Origin of the sequence: Nocardia sp. NBC_01009 (assembly GCF_045208035.1) — a bacterium.
Lineage (GTDB): Bacteria > Actinomycetota > Actinomycetes > Mycobacteriales > Mycobacteriaceae > Nocardia.
The window spans coordinates 8,364,436-8,381,692 of the sequence record NZ_CP108695.1 but is presented as its reverse complement, the minus strand read 5'-3'; the positions used below and the strand labels follow the sequence as shown (position 1 = coordinate 8,381,692).

General features: G+C 66.7%; 13 protein-coding genes and 1 riboswitch. Of the genes, 11 read left to right on the top strand and 2 right to left on the bottom strand.

Annotated features, from left to right (window positions below; translation table 11 throughout):
- Window positions 1–10: 10 nt before the first annotated feature.
- The 4 genes from OHA42_RS37895 to OHA42_RS37880 all read left to right on the top strand — a co-directional run bounded on the left by OHA42_RS37895 (window position 11) and on the right by OHA42_RS37880 (window position 5,743).
- Window positions 11–1,822 (top strand): putative nucleotidyltransferase substrate binding domain-containing protein, encoded by a 1,812-nt coding sequence (locus tag OHA42_RS37895; RefSeq protein ID WP_406239880.1) that lies wholly within the window; start codon window positions 11–13, stop codon window positions 1,820–1,822.
- A gap of 13 nt (window positions 1,823–1,835) precedes the next feature.
- Window positions 1,836–2,621 (top strand): IclR family transcriptional regulator, encoded by a 786-nt coding sequence (locus OHA42_RS37890; RefSeq protein ID WP_406233168.1) that lies wholly within the window; start codon window positions 1,836–1,838, stop codon window positions 2,619–2,621.
- A 282-nt stretch (window positions 2,622–2,903) separates the two neighbouring features.
- Window positions 2,904–3,009: riboswitch (glycine riboswitch) on the top strand.
- A 35-nt stretch (window positions 3,010–3,044) separates the two neighbouring features.
- Complete coding sequence (glyA, locus tag OHA42_RS37885) at window positions 3,045–4,379, top strand: serine hydroxymethyltransferase (protein ID WP_406233166.1); 1,335 nt, start codon at window positions 3,045–3,047, stop codon at window positions 4,377–4,379.
- A complete protein-coding gene (locus OHA42_RS37880; protein ID WP_406233164.1) occupies window positions 4,376–5,743 on the top strand; it encodes an L-serine ammonia-lyase in 1,368 nt (455 codons plus the stop codon). Before glyA ends, OHA42_RS37880 begins: the two co-directional genes overlap by 4 nt.
- Window positions 5,744–5,783: 40 nt before the next feature.
- Here the strand turns inward: OHA42_RS37880 and OHA42_RS37875 are convergent, their stop codons facing one another.
- On the bottom strand, window positions 5,784–7,046 hold the full coding sequence (locus OHA42_RS37875) for a PucR family transcriptional regulator (protein ID WP_406233163.1): 1,263 nt from the start codon (window positions 7,044–7,046) through the stop codon (window positions 5,784–5,786).
- Window positions 7,047–7,397: 351 nt separating this feature from the next.
- Between OHA42_RS37875 and OHA42_RS37870 the strand changes: the two genes are divergently transcribed.
- Window positions 7,398–8,537 (top strand): esterase/lipase family protein, encoded by a 1,140-nt coding sequence (locus OHA42_RS37870; protein WP_406233161.1) that lies wholly within the window; start codon window positions 7,398–7,400, stop codon window positions 8,535–8,537.
- A 198-nt stretch (window positions 8,538–8,735) separates the two neighbouring features.
- Window positions 8,736–10,118 (top strand): lipase family protein, encoded by a 1,383-nt coding sequence (locus OHA42_RS37865; protein WP_406233160.1) that lies wholly within the window; start codon window positions 8,736–8,738, stop codon window positions 10,116–10,118.
- A 94-nt stretch (window positions 10,119–10,212) separates the two neighbouring features.
- Here OHA42_RS37865 and OHA42_RS37860 read toward each other — a convergent pair whose 3' ends face one another.
- Window positions 10,213–10,950: a uracil-DNA glycosylase gene (locus OHA42_RS37860; RefSeq protein WP_406233158.1), complete on the bottom strand. Its 738-nt coding sequence runs from the start codon at window positions 10,948–10,950 to the stop codon at window positions 10,213–10,215.
- A 195-nt stretch (window positions 10,951–11,145) separates the two neighbouring features.
- On the opposite strand from OHA42_RS37860, the gene OHA42_RS37855 reads away from it, so the two are divergent.
- The 5 genes from OHA42_RS37855 to OHA42_RS37835 all read left to right on the top strand — a co-directional run bounded on the left by OHA42_RS37855 (window position 11,146) and on the right by OHA42_RS37835 (window position 17,086).
- Window positions 11,146–11,589, top strand: coding sequence for a GyrI-like domain-containing protein (locus OHA42_RS37855; RefSeq protein ID WP_379066227.1), 444 nt, complete (start codon window positions 11,146–11,148; stop codon window positions 11,587–11,589).
- Window positions 11,586–12,032, top strand: a complete 447-nt coding sequence (locus OHA42_RS37850; RefSeq protein WP_406233156.1) for an effector binding domain-containing protein — start codon at window positions 11,586–11,588, stop codon at window positions 12,030–12,032. The genes OHA42_RS37855 and OHA42_RS37850 overlap by 4 nt, the downstream gene beginning before the upstream one ends.
- Before the next feature lie 255 nt (window positions 12,033–12,287).
- The gene (locus OHA42_RS37845; RefSeq protein WP_406233154.1) at window positions 12,288–13,061 is read left to right on the top strand and encodes a hypothetical protein; all 774 of its coding nucleotides are present in this window, start codon (window positions 12,288–12,290) and stop codon (window positions 13,059–13,061) included.
- Entirely contained in the window at window positions 13,051–15,201 is a 2,151-nt protein-coding gene (locus tag OHA42_RS37840; RefSeq protein WP_406233152.1) for an Rv1355c family protein, read from the top strand. Before OHA42_RS37845 ends, OHA42_RS37840 begins: the two co-directional genes overlap by 11 nt.
- Window positions 15,202–15,268: 67 nt before the next feature.
- Complete coding sequence (locus tag OHA42_RS37835; RefSeq protein ID WP_406239879.1) at window positions 15,269–17,086, top strand: putative bifunctional diguanylate cyclase/phosphodiesterase; 1,818 nt, start codon at window positions 15,269–15,271, stop codon at window positions 17,084–17,086.
- Window positions 17,087–17,257 lie beyond the last annotated feature (171 nt).

Sequence of the window (17,257 nt, the reverse complement as noted above, 5' to 3'; positions counted from 1 at the left end):
GTTCCAATCGATGACGCCGCCCGAGCTGGACCAGCTCGCGGCGGCTTCTTCGCTGCACGCGTTCGCCGCGGGCGCGGTGATCATGGACTATTCGGCCCAGGTCCCCGACGACATCTGGATGCTGTGGACCGGCCGCGTCACCCTGCAGGGCAGCGGCGACGGCGCACCGATCGATGCCCTCGAGCCTGGCGGAATCTTCGGCTACGTTCCGCTGCTGACGGGCGGCAGCGCCGACTTCGTGGCGCGGGCGGTCGAATCGAGCCTGCTGATTCGGTTGCCCGGAGCCTTGGTGCGGGCTCAGTTCGCCCAACCCGACGGCCTGGCGTTCCTCGCTTCCTCGGCCTGGAAGACGGCGTCCGGCGATCGAACTCCGATGGCGCCGGTGCTCGGCAGCCGACCGGTCGGCGAACTCGTCTCCGGTGCGGCAGTTTTCGTCGCGCCGGAGACCAGCGTGCGCGATGCCGTCGTGCGAATGACCGAACAGCGTGTGTCCTATGTGCTGATCCGATTGCCGCAGGGCGAATTCGGCATCTTCACCGATCGCGATCTGCGAACCAGGGTGGTCGCGGCCGGGTTGTCGGTCGAGGTGCCGATCTCCCGGGTGATGAGCGCTCCGGCCCGCCGGGTGACCGCCGACCTGACCGCCGAAACCGTGCTGATGGAGATGCTCGAATGCGGTCTGCGGCACATGCCGGTGCTGTCGCGGCGCGGTGCGGTGCTCGGCGTGCTCGAGGACGCCGACCTGCTCGCGGCCTCGGCCCGGCAGAGTTTCGTGCTGCGCCGTTCGATCGCCGCGGCCGCGGATGCGACGCAGTTGCAGCGCGCCGCCCGCGAGATCACCGGCACCGTGGTCGACCTGTTCCGCAATGGCACCAAGGCATCGGCGACCAGCGGCATCTTGTCGGTCGTCATCGACTCCGTGGTCCGCAAGGCGCTCGAGCTGGCACTCGCCGAGATCGGCGACGCGCCGGGGCCGACCCCTTCCGGCGACCGGCAATCAGTCACCGGCGGCGGATTCGCCTGGCTGACCCTCGGCAGTATCGCCCGCCGCGAGGCGATGCCGTCGTCGGATGTCGACAGCGCGCTGTCGTGGCCCGACGAATTGTCCTCGGCCAGTACGGAACTGCGCGCCGTCGCCGCGCGAGTGCACGCCATCCTCGATGCCTGCGGCCTGCCGGCGGACAGCAATGGCGCGATCGCCGCGAGGCCGAAGTTTTCCCGTTCCCGCTCGCAGTGGGCATCGGCGGCCGCGGGCTGGCTCGAGGATCCGTTGCAAGATCGGGGCCTGATCCTGTCCTCGCTGCTCATCGACGGGCGCGTCGTATGGGGCGAGGAAGCGCTGCACACGGTGCCCGCCGCCTTCCGGAGCATGCGCGCCGAACACCCGAACGCCCTGCGATTGCAGCTGCTCGACGCATTGTCGGGACGAGTGCGGGCGCGCTCGCTGCGCGATGTGCTGTCCCGGCGCGGGGGGACATTCGATTTGAAGAGCCACGCGCTGGCTCCGATCGTCAACCTCGCTCGATGGGGCGGCCTGGTGGCGGGCGTGACCACGGCGTCGACGCCGGTGCGGTTGGCGGCGGCCGCGAGCGCGGGGGCGCTGCCCGAGCGCGATGCCACCATCCTCACCGAGGTTTTCGTGATGCTGCAGCGCATGCGGATGGTCCATCAGGTCGAGCAGCTCTCCGCCGGGCACAGTCCCGGCGACATCATCACGATGTCGGAACTCTCGCCACTGAATCGCAGTCTGCTCAACGATGCATTGCGGGAGATCGCCGTGGTGCAGCGACGTGTCGGCAGCTTGGGAGCGACGACCACTTAGAATGGCGTTCGAGATGGCAACTCGAGACGGCGATGACAACGGGCGGACGGCTGCGGTGCAGTCCGTCGACCGAGCGCTGCTGGTCATGGAGATTATCGCCAAGCTGGGGCAGGCCGGCGTCACGGAGATCGCCGCGGAACTCGGCGTGCACAAATCTACCGTCTCGCGCCTTGTCGCCGTGCTGGAATCGCGTGGATACGTGGAACAGCTCTCGGAGCGCGGCAAGTATCGGCTCGGCTTCTCCATCGTCCGGCTCGCCGGATCCACCAGTGCGCAGGTCGACCTCGTCGGGCAGAGCCAGGGCGCGTGCAACGAGCTCGCGATCACCTCGGGTGAGACGACCAATCTCGCTGTCCTGGACGGCAATCGGATCATCAATATCGTCGAGGCGATGGGACCCGGCTCGATCGCGCTGCGGTCCTGGGTGGGGCAGAGCTGCCCGGCGCACGCCACCTCCAGTGGCAAGGTGCTGCTCGCGGGGCTCGAGCCGAGCGAGATGCGTAAGCGGGTCGGCGCCAAGCTCGAGGCGTTCACCGACAACACCCTCACCAAGGTCGCCGACCTGGCCGCCGAGCTCGTCGAGGTCAGGAACAATGGCTGGGCAAGCGTGCGCGAGGAACTGGAGATCGGGCTGAACGCCGTCGCCGCGCCCGTTTACGACAGCAACGGTGCAATCATTGCGGCACTGAGTGTTTCGGGTCCCGCCTACCGCCTTGCTCCGGACGGTTTCGCTCGCGCCGCCGAGCTGACCATCGCGAGTGCCGCGGATATCAGCCGCCGCCTGGGGTACCTCGGCTGACCACATCCGTACCCTCTCTCGCGATCTGTGCCTGCTGCGGTCGTCGTACGCGGGCGAATCGTGAGGAGGGGTGATCGGTATCGGTGTTCCTGTTGACAAGGGGTGGGGGCGGCCCAATACTTAGTTGCATATGGAGCACCAGTTGCGTATTACGAAACTAGTTGCTCGATGTGCAATCGAATAATCGCCGTTCGACGCGTAGCGGGAGATCTCCACGGGTTTTCGTGGGGAGCCGAAGGAGCAAATCCTCCCGGGAATCTCTCAGGCCCAGTACCGCTGCGCACAGGCAACTCTGGAAAGCAGTGCGCACGCACTCGCCGACGGGGCAAACGCGCAGTGTCCCAACACAGTGCGTGAAACTCTCAGGCCATTGGACAGAGCGGGAGGAGCCACCTACGCGCATGCGTCGACGAAAGGCTCCTCATGGCCGAACCTGTCACCGCTGGCGACCGCTTGCAGGTCGTTCGAAACAGCAACACCGCCGTCCGAACCGAGCTCGACGCGTCGCTGCGCGAATTCGACCCGCTCGTCGCACATTTTATCGACCGCGAAATCGACAGGCAGCAACGCGGTCTGGAAATGATCGCCTCCGAAAACCACGCGCCGCTGGCAGTGATGCAGGCGCAGGGTTCGGTGCTCACCAACAAATACGCCGAGGGCTATCCCGGCCGCCGCTATTACGGCGGGTGCGAGCATGTCGATGAGATCGAATCACTCGCGATCGACCGGTTGCGCGCCTTGTTCGGCGCGGAATACGTCAACGTCCAGCCGCACTCGGGAGCCCAGGCCAACGCCGCGGCGATGCATGCGGTATTGCGACCCGGCGACGGCATCCTCGGGCTTGCGCTGGATCATGGTGGACACCTCACCCATGGCATGAAGATCAATTTCTCCGGGCGGCTCTATGACGTTGCGGCCTACCATGTTCGGGCCGAGGACCATCTCGTCGATATGGACGAGGTGCGACGGCTTGCACAGCAGCATCGGCCGAAGCTGATCGTGGCAGGCTGGTCGGCCTATCCGCGGCACCTCGACTTCGCCGAATTCCGGCGCATCGCAGACGAAGTCGGCGCATACCTGATGGTGGACATGGCGCACTTCGCCGGTCTGGTCGCGGCGGGGTTGCATCCTTCGCCCGTGCCGCACGCGCACATCGTCACCTCCACCACTCATAAGACCCTCGGCGGGCCACGCGGTGGATTCATCCTCGCCGTCGAGGAATTGGGCAAGAAGCTGGCTTCGGCGGTCTTCCCCGGACAGCAGGGCGGGCCGCTGGAGCATGTGATAGCGGCCAAGGCCGTCGCCTTCAAAATGGCGGGTGAAGCGGCGTTCCGTGATCGCCAGCAACGCACGCTCGCGGGTGCGCGGATCCTCGCCGAGCGACTGCTCGCTGCGGACTGCCGGGCGGCGGGGATCAGCGTGGTCAGCGGCGGTACCGACGTGCACCTGGTGCTCGTCGACCTACGCGACTCCGAGCTCGACGGCCAGCAGGCGGAGGATCGGCTCGCCGAGATCGGAATCACCGTGAACCGCAACGCTGTTCCGTTCGACCCGCGACCGCCGATGGTGAGCTCCGGTCTGCGGATCGGCACCCCGGCGCTGGCCGCACGTGGCTTCGACACCGCGGCATTCACCGAGGTCGCCGACATCATTGCCGCGGCGCTGCGCGCGGCGCAGCCGGTCGAGGAGTTGGGCGAGCGGGTCGGTGCGCTGGTCGATCGGTTCCCGCTGTATCCCGGTCTGCGTGGGCGGGCATGACGGTCAGCATTTTCGACCTGTTCCGGGTCGGCATCGGGCCGTCGAGCTCGCACACGGTCGGGCCGATGCGCGCGGCCGCCCGGTTCATCGAGCAGCTCAAAACCGATGGTCAGCTGCACAATACGGCCGGTGTTCGGGTTGAGCTCTACGGATCGCTCGGCGCGACCGGGCGCGGGCACGGCAGCATCGAGGCGATTGTCGTCGGGTTGTCCGGCGAACGGCCGGAGACCGTCGATCCGGAGGTGGTGGCCGCCACCACGTCCGAGGCGCGCGACACCGGCACGCTGCGGCTCGGTGGGGTGCATCCGATCGGCTTCGCCGTCGACGAGGACATCGAACTGCTCTGGCGAATCCGACCGGTCTTCCACAGCAACGGCATGATGTTCCGCGCCATCGATGCCGAAGGTCAGGTGCTCGTCGAGCGTCGCTTCTACTCCGTCGGCGGCGGATTCGTGCTGGACGAAACCGAGATCGACCGGCCTGCCGAGACTAGGACCACGGTTGGGCACCCGTTCGCCTCGGCCGCGGAGCTGCTTGCCCGCACCGCCGCTACCGGGCTGTCGATCAGTGCGCTGATGTTGGCCAACGAAATGACCTGGCGCAGTCCGGATCGGATCCGGACCGACCTGCTCGAGATCTGGAAGGTCATGCAGGACTGCGTCCAGCGGGGGACCTCGACGGCGGGTGTGCTGCCGGGCGCACTCGCCGTTCGACGGCGTGCGGCAGCGCTGCACGAACGATTGACCCTCGAAGCCGACGACACCGACCCGCTACGAGCGATGGAGTGGGTCACGCTGTACGCCATGGCCGTCAACGAGGAGAATGCCGCGGGCGGTCGGGTCGTCACCGCGCCGACGAACGGCGCCGCGGGCATCATTCCCGCTGTGCTGCACTATGTTCAGCAGTTCGTCACCGGTCCGAACGACGACAGCGTGATCGATTTCCTGTTGACCGCGGGTGCGATCGGGCAGCTGATCAAGGAGAACGCCTCGATCTCCGGCGCGGAGGTCGGGTGCCAGGGCGAGGTCGGCGCGGCCTGCGCGATGGCGGCAGCCGGACTCACGGCCGTGCTCGGCGGCACACCCGAACAGATCGAGAATGCCGCCGAGATCGGCATCGAACACAACCTCGGTCTCACCTGCGATCCGATCGGCGGACTCGTGCAGATTCCGTGCATCGAACGCAACGGTGTCGCGGCGGTCAAGGCGATCACCGCGGCCCGCATGGCGATTCGCGGTGACGGCGTGCACCACGTGTCGCTCGACAAGGTCATCCAGACGATGCGCGCGACGGGCGCGGACATGCTGGACAAATACAAGGAGACCTCGCTCGGCGGCCTCGCGGTCGCGGTCGTCGACTGTTGAGCGGCCTGGTGGTGCCCCCGCCCGAGCGCGGGACGCCGGCTCAGTGGCTGCCGGTTTCGGCTGCCGGGAACAGACGGTGGATCGTCTGGGCCGCCGCGAGCACGCGGGAGTCGTTCGGATCGGTGGGATCCAGACCGGTGAGCTCGGTGATGCGTCGCAGTCGGTAGGTGAAAGTGTTGGGGTGCACGTGGATTTCGGCTGCCGCGACCTTGCGTTCGGAGCCGTGGCGCAGATGCGCGTCCAGTGCCTCCAGCAGATGCGGGCTGCGCAGGATCGGAGCAATGCGCTCGGCCAGCCTGGCGCGGGCCGGTCCCGGTCTGGTGAGCTGGAACTCGAGCAGTAGATCGTCGAGCCGATAGACGCCGGTCGGCCTGCCGAGCAGGCGGGCGAGTTCCGCGATCTCGGTGGCCTCGTGCGCGGCCTGCGGGACGGATTTGCGTGCGACCGAAGGGCATTCGGCCACCGTGACTTCGGTGCCGAACTGTGCGGCCAATCCGATGGCGAGCCGGTGGTATTGCTCGTGATCGAGCTCGGCGGACTCGGAGACGTTCGGTAGCAACGCGATGCCGTTCGAGCCGTCGAAGGTGGCGAGCGCGGTGGTGCCGGTGAGGCCGTCCAAAGCGCGTTGCAGGACGCGGATCCGGCGTCGGGTCAGCAGATTCGCGACAGTGCTCGAGCGACTGTCCTGCGGCAGCCGATGGTCCTGGTGGATATGGATCGCCAGCACGGTGTAGCCGTCGGTGAGCGCGGTATCCGCCCGCGCCGCAAGCTCTTCGGCGGGCAGCCCACGCAGCAGCGCCGAACACAATTCGCGACGGGCCTCGCGCTCGGCGTTGTAGATCGACTGTTCGACCTCGGAGTAGGTCTCGACCACGGTGATGTTGATGTGCATCAGCAGCTCGAGTAGGCGGCTGCCGACGACCACAAGATCCGCCGTCTCGGCGGGTGTCGCCAGTGCCGCGGCCTCGGCAAGCACGGATTGTGCCGACCCGTGGATGGCCTCGATCAGCACCGCGAGCGGGAATCGGTCCTCCGCATGCCGCTCGACCACCGGTGCGACGAAGGTCGCGACCTCGGCCCTGCTGAAAGTGCGCTGTTCGCCGATGGCCTGCAGGACCGCGCGGCCGCAGGCATAGATGGCGGGCAGCACCTCGGCGGTGAAATGCCCAGGGGGCAGATCGGCGGCGGGCGGGGTCGCACCCAGCCCAGCGGCGAGCATGCGCTCGGAGATCTGGGGCCACCTGGTCAGCAACCGAACGACCAATGAGGCTTCGCTGTTTGCCGGTGAGAGAGCGACGGACATAAGCCGATTGTTTCCAACGACAGTAACCGCAGCAAGCCTTCGGTCCTATCGACGGGAACTTTGTCACACACAACAAGTTTCGGTGCGGTTTCTTCTCTCGGCAGCGCAGTGACGCTGGGGGTGTGCCGGCCATAGATTTGGGCAGCGGAAACAAATATGGCCGCAGTCACACCGAAGCCGGAATGTGGCGCAGGAAACAGTAAGTGGTCATGGGGATCCGTTGCTCGAACCGCCGTTCGGTGAGGTCTTCGCGCTCGTCGATGGTTGCATCGCGGTCCGTCGCCACATGGTGGCGGGGCTCCGCAGCCCGAACGCGGAGATGCTGGACGGGAAATGAACGGAATGTTTGCAATGAAGCAAAATGCTCGACGGGCCGTCTTCGGTGCCGCAGTGATCGTGGCAATGACCGTCGCGACGGCGCTCGGCGGCGGCGGGGCCACCGCGGACCGACAGACCGCGCCGACGGAACAGACTCTCGCGGAGGTCATCAGCGCCGGGCTCACCCCGGCCGCGGACGGCAGGCAGCCGCAGGCGATCGTCGATACCGGCAGCGGTTCGGGATCGGCGACGAGCCGGGCCACCGATGTCCTCGGTGAGGGACCCGAGATGTCGGCGTATCTGGCCGCATTCGGTTACGGATTACTGCATCCCGATTCGGCGCCGCCGGGCGCGAATCGCTGGAACTGCACCCCGTCGGCCGAGCATCCCCGGCCGGTGGTGCTGTTGCACGGCACTTGGCTCAACGCCTACGACACCTTCTCCTATATGTCTGCGCGCCTGGCGCGCGCCGGATTCTGTGTGTTCGCCTTCAATTTCGGGCGTTCCACTCTCCTGGAGGGCGGCGGGCTCGGCCCGATCCTGCCCGGCCGCTATGGGGTTGGTCCGATGGAGGATTCGGCACGGCAACTGAGCGATTTCGTCGATCGCATAGTGGCGGCGACGGGCGCGGCGCAGGTCGACATCGTCGGGCATTCGCAGGGTGGGACCGTGGCGAATCAGTATCTGAAGTTCGACGGCGGTCAGGGCAAAGTGGGCAAACTCGTCACCTACGGCGCCACGCACCACGGCACCTCACTCATGGGTATCGCCACGCTCGGCAGGCTGATCAATAATCTCGGTGTCAATATTCTCGGCTTCTACGAGCCGATCGTCGGGCATTCCAATATTCAGCAGGCTTTCGGTTCACCGTTCTATACCCGCTTGAATGCCCACGGCGACACCGTTCCCGGCGTCGACTACACCGTGGTCGGTTCTCGCTATGACGAGGTCACCAATCCCTACGACTGGACGTTTCTGCGGGCCGGGCCCGACGCGACGGTGGACAACCTCACGCTGCAGGCCGGGTGTGAACAGGATCTGTCCGATCACCTCACGATGATGTATTCGCCCCGCTCGGTGTCCATTGCGCTGCACGCACTCGATCCCGCGGCGCACCCCGATCTGGAGTGCGCGTTCAACCCCTGGATGCTCGGCGGCGGCGGCGGTCTCTGACGAGGCTGTCACTGCACGGACAGGAGAAACCCCGGCGCGCGAATTGTGACCGCTGACAATTCTTTTCCTTCTCGGGCATTCGTAGGCTCGAGTACGGGCAGCCGGCGGCATCGACGGCGCGGCGCTCTCGTTCATCGGCGACCTGCGCCGGCTGTCGCGGCACATGTTGTGCCGTGCCGTTCGAAAGGATCAACCCTGATGAGTGTCGCCGCCGACCCGACCGCGTTCGCGACCCACGCCGATCACACGCCGTCGGCCACTGCGCCGTTGTTGCCGGAGGAGGATCCGTTCTACCTGCCGCCGGCAATGATCGGGCAGCTGCGGCCGGGCGCCGTGGTCCGCGCACGAGAAGTCGAGCTGGCGCTGTTCGGTCGAGTGGCGCAGAAGATTTCGGCGTGGCAGCTGCTGTATCGGACCTGCGACCTGGATGACACACCCGAGGTGGCAGTGACGACGGTACTGCTGCCGTGGGGTGCGGACCCTACGGCAGCTCGCCCGCTGGTCTCCTTCCAGTGCGCGATCGATGCCGTCGCCTCGAAATGTCTGCCGTCGTATGCATTCCGGCGCGGGGCGCGGGCCGCCGGTGCCATTCCACAGCTCGAGCTTCCGCTCATCGCGGGCGCATTGGCCAGCGGCTGGGCGGTGTCGGTGCCCGACCACGAGGGGACCGGTGGCCAGTTCGGTGCCGCCCGCGAGCCCGGGTACCGGGCGCTGGACGGGATTCGGGCCGCGCTCGCCTTCGAACCGCTCGGCCTCGGCACCTCGACTCCGGTTGCGCTGTGGGGTTATTCGGGTGGCGGCCTTGCCACGGCATGGGCGGCGGAGCTGGCGGGCGAGTACGCACCGGAGCTCGATATCGTCGGCGCGGTGGCCGGTTCGCCGGTCGGTGATCCCGCGGCGGCGTTCGTCCGCATGAACGGCGGACTCTTCGCCGGGTTTGCCGCGGTCTTCACCGCCGGACTGTGTCGGGCCTACCCGGAGTTGGACCGGCTGCTGCGCTCCCGGCTGGATGCCGACTATCTCCGGCTCATGGCGGCCGCCGAGTCGACGACGACATTCCCGCTGCTGTACCGCTTCGCGCGCCGCAATCTCGATGACCATTGCACCGGCGGTCTGGCCGGTCTGCTGGACGCGCCGGAGCTGCAACGCATCCTGGCCGACATCCGGCCCGGCGATCGCGCGCCCGCGATGCCCTTGCTGGTACTGCAAGGGGTGTACGACGAGGTCATCGCGGTAGCCGACGTCGATGCGCACGTCGACCGGTATGTTGCCGCAGGCGTGCATGTTCGGTATCTGCGCGACCGACTCAGCACCCACCTCCCGTTGCAGTTCATCGGGGCGCCAGTGATCATCGATTGGCTGTCGGATCGGTTCGGCAATCGCGCCCTTGCCCCGAACGCTGTCGAGACGGTGTGGTCGGTGGCGTTCTCCAAGCGGGCCGTGTCCGGGCACCTGCGGCTGGCATTGCTGTCGGCGCGCATGCTGTTCGGCTTGCCCATTCGGCAACGCAGGCAAGTGAATCCGCCCAGCGACGTGCACCGGTTGTCGCTTCGGTCGACGTTGCGCAATCCGTTGTCCTGAGCGACTTCCCGCTGTGGGCTCCGGCATCGGTCGGCCGTCGGGGTGTGTCGCGGCACTGGACGACCGCCATTCGGCTCGGTAGGAGGAGACGCGATCAATGCCGCGCAGCTGTAGGCAGGCCGGCCGCGGTTGCGGCATCGGCGAGGACTGCTTCGAGCATGGGGGGAGTGAGTCGTCCTGTGAAGGTGTTCTGCTGGCTGACGTGGTAGCAGCCGAAGAGCTGCAACGGTTCGCGAGTGTCGTCGGATGGTGCCAGCGTGATGCGGGCGTTGTGGCCGAATTTGGGGCGTGGCCGAGGAACGATCCACCCGGCCTCGGCGAGCACGGGCAGCAGCGCCTGCCAGCCGAACGCTCCGAGCACGACGATCGCCCGGACCGTCGGCGCGAGCAGTGCCAATTCGGTGCGCAGCCAGTGACTGCACCGGTCGCGTTCGTCCGGCGTCGGCTTGTTGTCCGGTGGTGCGCAGTGCACGGGCGCGGTGAGGCGGACTCCGGTCAGCCGCAGGCCGTCGTCGCGTCGGATGGAAGTGGGCTGGTTGGCCAGGCCGACTGCGTGCAGAGCGGCGAATAAGACGTCGCCGCTGCGGTCGCCGGTGAACATGCGCCCGGTCCGGTTGCCGCCGTGGGCGGCGGGGGCGAGGCCGACGATCAGCAGCCGGGCGTCGGGCGGGCCGAATCCGGGGACGGGGCGGCCCCAATAGGTTTCCTCGCGAAAGGCGGCGCGTTTCTCCCTCGCTACCCGTTCGCGCCAGGCGACAAGCCGCGGGCAGGCGCGGCAGTCCGCGACGACGGTGTCCAACTCGGCGATGGTGTGGCACACAAGGAAACCCAATCACAATCAGTGGCGGGTCGGCTCTAGTAACCAGAGGTTTGCATCCAGGACGTGTGTCCAGGTCGGTACGGCCGTGAGCTGCGGATAACGACCCGGACGTGTGATCGTGACCACGAGGGTCGGGTTGATAGCATGGCCTTTCTGGCCGACCGGATGCGGGCATCGCCCCCGGATTCACCTCGAAAGAGTCTTTCCATGCAGTTTGAAATCGTCGAGCGAGACGAAACGTGGGTTGCCGGGCTGCCAGTGCGCAGCCCGAAACGTGCGCTCGGGGAACTGCGTGATCACGATCTGGAGGCGGCCTGGGCCGCGGTGCTACATCAGGAGCTCGGTGGCCCGTTGGCCAGCGCGTACACCGATTACACCGGTGAGCTCGGCACGTACAACACCCAGATCGTCGGCTACGAATGCGCGTCGTTCGACGACGTCACCCGCGGTCACTTGGTCGCGCGGCTGCCGCGCGGCACCTATGCCCGGTTCTCCTCGGTCGGTAACTTCCCGCAGGTGATGACCGATCTGTGGACGCAAATCGCCTATGCCGAGGAGCACAACTACATCAAACGCACCTATACCGGGGACTTCGAGTGTTACCCGCACGCCTACAAGATCGACCTCTACCTGGCGGTAGATGCCCGATGACCTATGCGATTGTCGTGCGTGGTGAGGCGATCTACGCAGGCCTGGTGGTGCCGCGGGTGCGGCCGAGCTTCAAGGTGAGCAATAGCGATCTGATCGAGTTCCTCAAGGACCGGCTGCGTGACCGCGCCGGCGAGCAGCAGCGGTCCGATCACCCGATGTACACCGTGTACGTGCCGGATCCCGCGGGGAACTTCAACGCTGTCGTCTGCTTCGAATATCCGGCACCCGACGTGGTTCCGGTCGGTGATGTGCTGGTCAAGGTGCCGAAGGGCGTCTACGCGCGCTTCGTGCCGAATGGCGACTACCACGATCCGGTCGAGGACGTGTGGGCGCAGGTCGACGATGCGACTGCCTCGGCGGAGATCACTCGCGCCTACCGCGAAGAGGTCGAGATCTGGCACGGACCGGAGTCTGTGGAGTTGTTCATCTCGATCCTGGTCTAGTTGCTGAATGGTAGCTACCTCGGTACCAACTGGTCTCCACGTTCCGTTCCTTGTTCGAAAGGTGCGGCCTGACCTGCGGTGATTTCGGGGGCCGAAATTAGTTTTCGGAAGATTAACCGGTCGTCTGGTCAATTCCTTTCGGATGACGGATACTTCCCTAGGCAATCTCACCCGACCGGCGGGCTGTCGGGTGTGAGAGCTGGACCGGCTCGATTGACCGCGCGTGGGCGCGGTGGCTACGGAGTAGGGAACACCATGACTGTCGAAGCAATCGCAGTCGGCCCAGGGGGCACACGCGATGCCGAGGTGTTGCGCTTTCGGGATATGCATTCCGGATATGTCTTTCACGTCACCACTCCGGAGGCGCATCCCGAGCTCTGGCGTCGATACTTGCGCGGTGCGCTGCAGGTTTACCGGCATTACGATGTCGATCACGCGCTGGAATACGACAAAGTCGAAAACGGTTGTACGACAACATTGTTCTGCACCGCCGTGGATCCTTTCGGCGAGGTTGTCGCGGGCCTGCGGGCGCAGGGGCCCTACTCGGCGGTCGAGGACGTGCACGCGCTCGGCGCCTGGGCCGGGCGACCCGGTGCGGACGCACTGCGCACGATGATTGCCGAGCGGATACCGGAGGGTGTCGTCGAGGTCAAAGCAGTGTGGGTGGCGCGGAACGCGCCGCGCCGGTCTGCGCTTACCGCCGCGCTGTCCCGCTGTGTTGTGCATGCGACCTGGCTGCTCGATGCGCGATTCGGCTTCGTCACCACCGCCTCGCACAGCCTGGAACTTTATCGCTCGAGTGGTGGGCGAGTGGCCGATCGGATACCGTCTGTCCCCTATCCGGACGACCGTTATCACACGGTCCCCGTGTGGTGGGACACCCAGACATATCGGTCATTTGCCACAAAATTGCAGACTTCATTGATAGCGCTCGAGCAGGCCGCGCTCGAAGCCTGGCATGCACAGCCGCACGGTGGGCACCGTGCGGGTGACCATGGATCGGAGGACGGGCGCAGGTATGAACGGTGACCCCGGCCCGGTCGCGGACTACAGGCCGCTGATTCTCGATGAAAACGCCCCGGACGACGCCCCGATCCTCCTACAGCTGCGAAAGTCACCCCAGGTCCGCATCATCGACCTGCGGGATGTGCTGCATGGCGAGCTGGCCAAGGTGCGGTCACGGCCCGCCCTCGACGATCCGGATCCGGACCGGTGGGTCTACTACCCGTGGCGGCGCACCCTGGTCGGACTGCCCGGCGAGCGCACCTACCGGGCGATCCGGCTGGACCGCAATCGCAACAAGCTCACCAGGGACGAGCAGAAACGCCTGGCGGGCTTGACAATCGGCGTCGTCGGGCAGAGCGTCGGCCATGCGGTTGCCTACACCCTGGCCATGGAGGGCACCTGTGGCCTGCTGCGTCTTGCCGATTTCGACGACATCGAGCTGTCCAACCTGAACCGGGTGCCGGGCGGCATCTTCGATATCGGGGTGAACAAGTCGATCGTGACCGCGCGCCGGATCGCCGAGCTCGATCCCTATCTGCCGGTCGAGGTGCGCACCGCGGGCATCGACGAAGACTCCGTCGACGAATTCCTGACGGGACTGTCGATCGTGATCGAGGAATGCGATTCGCTCGACATCAAGTTCGCCGTCCGTGAGGGCGCGCGCAGGCATCGCATCCCGCTGCTGATGGACACCAGCGATCGTGGCCTGCTCGATGTCGAACGATACGACCTGGAGCCGGGCCGCCCGCCGTTCCACGGACTGCTCGGCACCACCGAGGGCGCCGACCTGCGCGGGCTGTCCACCAGGGACAAGGCACCCCACGTCATGCGGATCCTCGATCCGAAAGAGCTGTCGGCGCGGATGGCCGCCAGTCTGGTGGAGATCGACGAATCGGTCACCACATGGCCGCAGCTCGGCAGCGATGTACAGCTCGGCGCGGCCATCGTGGCGGCGGCGGTGCGCAGACTCGGGCTCGGACAGAAACTTTCGTCCGGGCGCACGCGCATCGATCTGGAGCGTGGTCTCGACGCGTTGGCCGAGCCGGAGCCGGTGGGTGAGCTGGTGTGCGAGCCGCAAGCGGTCGCGGGCAAACCGGCACCGGCGGGGACCGCGCTGCTGAGCGTGCTCGAATGTGCCCAGCGCGCACCCTCCGGCGGTAACACCCAGCCGTGGTCGCTGCGGATCGATGGGCCCGACCTGCGGATAGATCTCGCCCGCCCGCGCTCCTCGGCCCTCGATATCGGCTATCGGGGCAGCGCGGTGGCGATCGGTGCCGCGCTGCACAATGCGCGCGCCGCGGCGGCCGTACACGGCATGCTCGGCGAACACGAATTCCTCGAAAGCGAACCCACGGCGCTGACCGCGGTGCTGCGTCTCGGTACGGCCACCGATGCGTTGCTGGCCCGCGACTATCAGGCCGCACTGGCCCGCGAGACCAACCGGCGTCTCGGCACGGGTGCGCCGTTGACCGGCGGTGTGCTCGCCGGCCTCGCCGCGGCCGCCGCTACCGAGGGCGTGACGCTGCACAGCATCACCGACCGGGCCGACCTCGCGACGGCGGCCGAATTGCTCGGCGAATCGGATCGAATCCGCTATCTGACGCCACGGCTGCATCAGGAGATGTTCGCCGAGCTGCGGTGGCCCGGCGACGATCTGCTCACCGGAATCGACGTCTGCGGTATGGAGTTGGCCGCCGACGAGTACGCGAAGCTCGAGATCGGGCGCCGCGCGGATGTGATGGACCGATTACGCGAATGGTCCGGCGGCGCCGCGCTCGGCGAGCACACCGCGGATCGGGTGCTGTCGAGTTCGGCGGTCGTCGCGGTGACGTTCACCCACCATAAGGGGGCCTCGGGGCCTGGACTGACCGACTATGCCCGTGCAGGTGCGGGAATGCAGCGCGTCTGGCTCGAGGCGCAACGGCGTGGACTCGCGGTGCAACCGGTCTCTCCGGTGTTCCTGTATGCACGGCACCCCGACGAGCTGATCGCGATTTCCACGGATTTCGCGGATACACTAGCGTCACTTCAGGGCCGTTTCCTGGACCTGCTGGGAGTGCCTGGGCATGAGATCATGGCATTGGTGCTTCGCCTGAGCTATGCGGCGCCAGCCTCGGTCCGCAGCAGGCGGCTTCCAGTGCCGGGCGCGGGCAACCGCAGCTAGCACGATCGGAGACAAGGTGCCTCGGCGAACGCTCGACTCATTGGTGACCCAGGTCGCCTCCGAGTTGATGGGCGTCGACGCCACGACGATGGTGGCGGCGAGTGAGCGGGTGCTGGCCAGATTGGTCGAGCACTTCGACGTCGATTTCAGCTATTTGCGACACACCGATCGCGAGCGAAGAGCCACCGTGCTCATCGCGGAGTGGCCGCATCGCGGTGACATCCCGGATCCCGATCCGCTGAAGGTCGTGTACTTCGAGAGCGCGGATTCGGTGTTCCGCGAGCTCGAACACGCCACCGAGCCGATCGTGGTGCGGCCGACCGTGGAATCCGCCGACTATCAAGAGACGATCCGTCGTTCCTCGGGGATCCCGGAGGTCGCCATGGCCGCCGTCCCGCTGCTTTCGCGTGGTGAATCGACCGGTGTGCTCGGCTTCATCAAACAGGGCGATCGGGACTGGAGCACCAGAGAACTCAACGTGCTCAAGGCGATTGCCGCGCTGTTCGCGCAGCTGCAGGCGCGAGTGGTCGCCGAGGAGCGGCTGCGCTACATCGCACTGCACGACGATCTCACCGGACTTGCCAACCGCCGTGCGCTGCTCGAGCACATGGAGGAACGATTACACGCGGGCAGTCCCGGCCCGGTGGCCGCGTTCTTCCTCGACCTCGATCGACTCAAGGCGCTCAACGATTTCCTCGGCCACACGGCCGGCGACAATTTCATCCGCACGCTGTCCTCGCGACTGCGTGAGAACCTCGACTCGAACGACATGATCGCCCGGCTCGGCGGCGACGAGTTCGTGATCGTGCCCGCCAAACCGATGGACGCGGTGGCGGCCGAGCTGGAGGCGACCAGAATCCAGCAGCTCATCGGGCGGCGGGTCACCGTCGGCGGCGAGTCGGTCAGCCGCGGTGCGAGTGTCGGTGTCGCGGTGGGCATCCCGGGGCAGACCACGGTCGCCGATGTCCTGCGCCGGGCCGATCATGCGCTGCTGTCGGCCAAGTCGGGTGGCGGCAATGGCGTCGCGGTGTTCACCGATGCCATGCGCGCTCAGTTCGAACTGCAGGACGATGTCGAACTCAACCTGCGCGGCGCGGTGTCCGACGGCTCGTTGCTGCTGCATTATCAGCCCGAGGTCGACCTGCGCACCGGACGGATCGTCGCATTGGAGGCTTTGGTTCGCTGGCTGCACCCGACGCGGGGCCTGTTGCCGCCCGGTGCGTTCGTCAGTGTCGCGGAGGCAACCAATCTGGCGGGCGAACTCGGCCGCTGGGTGATCAGGTCGGCGTGCGCCCAGTTCGCGGAATGGCGGCGGCGTGGCCTGGCCGCGAATATGGTGATGCGGATCAATGTGTCGCCGGTTCAGCTGGTCAGCCTCGACTTCGTGGAGCGCATCGAGGACATCCTGCGGCTGTTCGGCATCGACGGCAGTTCGGTGTGCCTGGAGATCACCGAGCATGTGGTGGTACAGGATCTGGCCCGCACACAGGTCACACTGCGTGGACTCAAGCGGATGGGCGTACAGATCGCCATCGACGACTTCGGCACCGGCTACAGCTCCTTGTCGCACCTCAAGGCGCTGCCGGTCGACGCGGTGAAGATCGACCGCGGCTTCGTGCAGCGCCTCGGCGCGAGCACCGACGACCTCGCGATCGTGAAGTCCATCATCGGCCTGGCCGGATCCTTCGGCCTCGGTGTCGTCGGGGAGGGCGTGGAGACGCCGGTGGCGGCGCGCACCCTGGTCGGTTTGGGTTGCTATCGGGCGCAAGGCTTTCTGATCGCCCGGCCGATGCCCGCAGACGAGGTCGAGCCACATCTCGCGATGGGCCGAATCCCCTTGGACCTCGATCTGCCGCGTGCGGGCCGCGGCACTGCGAAGTACTGACCCACTGCGCTTCAGCTGGTCCTGCGGCTGCCCGCCTTCACTCGGCCCGGCGCAATGGCGGCCGCGTCGCCTTCGCTCGGCCAGCGCGACTTTCGACGGACTCAGCCCGGCAATGCCGTAAGCGGCTGCCTTGCCTTCGCTCGGTCTGGTGCAATGGCGACTGGGTCGGCT